General features: G+C 40.3%; 2 protein-coding genes. Both read left to right on the top strand.

Annotation, left to right across the window (positions count from 1 at the left end):
- The coding region (locus tag I3255_RS14135; protein ID WP_238039385.1) for a hypothetical protein at positions 1-350 on the top strand (350 nt) is incomplete at its 5' end.
- A gap of 102 nt (positions 351-452) precedes the next feature.
- Positions 453-1680 (top strand): patatin-like phospholipase family protein (locus I3255_RS14130; RefSeq protein WP_238039384.1); only part of this gene is annotated, 1228 nt, incomplete at its 3' end.

Here is a 1680-nt window from a genome sequence, read left to right as displayed (position 1 = left end):
CCGATGAATTAACGATTATTTTATCTAAATATACTTCTCCAGAAGCTCTACAACGCAGTATAACGGCACTGTCGGCTATGACTGGTCATCCCTCTAGTGCTATCACTGATGAGTGCCAGGGGTATTTAGAGAAGCTAGATTGGCTACGTGTCGGTGATGAAGTGGTATCTTATGAGACCTTAAGTAAAACAGTTGAATTATACAATAGTCAGCAAGATGCCCGACATTTGTCGATTGAACGTTTAATCTCTGGTCTAGCGGTTCGTCGTAAGGTATGTAAATTAGTTCATACTGGACATATTAATGATCAAGTCATGGCTGCATTAGATGATGTTGCAAAGGGTATATAAAATTTAGATTACTCGTCCGAAAAAGGATTCTCGTGGTAGAATCCTTTTTTCTTTTTTATCTTCTGATAACTATTTACCGAAATGATCTTTATAGAGGGTGGTATGTCGCGTTTAGATCGAATGCATGTCAGAAAAGGGTTATTGATAGTTGCATTATGTTTTAGCTCTAATGTCTTTGCTGATGCGATAGATCGTCCACAGATAGATCGTAAAAAAGTTGGTTTGGTACTCAGTGGGGGAGGCGCAAAGGGTGCAGCTCACATTGGTGTTTTAGAAGTTTTGGAAGAGAACCGAATTCCTGTTGATGTCATTACAGGTACCAGTATGGGAGCCTATGTTGGTGGCATGTATGCAATGGGATTAACGGCTAAAGAGGTGAAAGATCGCACGTTAAATGCAAATTGGGATCAAGGTTACAATGATCGAGCAAAACGAAATGATCTAACATTACGTCGTAAACAGCAGAACGATGATTTTCAGCTACATACCGATCTAGGTTTAGATCTTAATGGGGAATTTAAAGCGAGACCCAGTGCTTTTCAGGGGCAGGGGATGGCCGTTTTACTGCGTAATTTAACCAATAACCTACCTGCTGTATCATCATTTGATCAATTACCAATACCTTATCGTAGCGTTGCAACCGATATTGCAAAAGTTGCGCCTTATGTCATTAGTTCTGGTCATTTAGCAACGGCTATGCAAGCGTCTATGACGGTTCCTGGTGCACTTAAGCCTGTAAAATTAAATGGCAAGCTATTGGTCGATGGTGGCGTTGTTAATAATATGCCGGTTGATATAGCCCAGAAACTGGGGGCCGATGTTATTATTGCTGTCGATTTGCGAGACAGTTTACTTCCGCAAAAAGATCTGGAAAGCGCACTTAATATCATCTCTCAGCTAACAACATACATGACGAATGCCAGTGCGGATCACCAAAAAAGTTTACTTCATCCTGGTGATATTTATATGCAACCCGATGTGAGTTTCATGCTTGCACCGGATTTCGATAAAATGGATCTAGCGTATCGCGCTGGTCGAAATATCGCGAATAAGATGTTGCCTGCTTTACTTAAATTTCAAGTTTCTCCTGCCCAATATGAACAATATTTAAAAGAAAAGCAGAACCGACGTAGTCAATTGGCGGCTCATAGTGCCTATTATATTGATACGATCGATATTGATAACCATACCCGTTTATCTGACACGGCATTACTGGCTTTATTAGATTTGAAAACGAAACGTATCATTTCTAATGAAGAGCTTGAAGAAGCGGTTAACCGCCTACAGTCTCAAGATATTTTTGCTAAAGTCGGTTACGAAATTGAACACC

The organism is Psychrobacter sp. Ps6 (genome assembly GCF_022129235.1).
Lineage (GTDB): Bacteria > Pseudomonadota > Gammaproteobacteria > Pseudomonadales > Moraxellaceae > Psychrobacter.
The sequence above is the reverse complement of the archived record's forward strand: the minus strand, read 5'-3'. Positions and strand labels throughout refer to the sequence as shown.